General features: G+C 70.0%; 1 protein-coding gene. It reads left to right on the plus strand.

From position 1 onward, the window contains the following. On the plus strand, nt 1-203 hold a 203-nt coding region (locus tag DEIPI_RS27845; protein WP_157463416.1), incomplete at both ends, for an NAD(P)H-binding protein.

A 203-nucleotide genomic window follows, 5' to 3' on the forward strand; every position in this document is an offset into this window, starting at 1 on the left:
GCAGCACCGGCACGTCGTGGAGGCGGCAAAAGAGGCGGGCGTGAAGCTCCTCGCGTACACCAGCTTCCTACACGCCGACACCACCCCCGTCCTGCTCGCGGGCGACCACCGCGCGACCGAGGAGCTCATCCGCGCCTCCGGCGTGGGGTACACGTTCCTGCGCAACGGCTGGTACGTCGAGAACTACACGGGCGACCTCGCCG

This window comes from Deinococcus pimensis DSM 21231 (genome assembly GCF_000519345.1).
Lineage (GTDB): Bacteria > Deinococcota > Deinococci > Deinococcales > Deinococcaceae > Deinococcus_A > Deinococcus_A pimensis.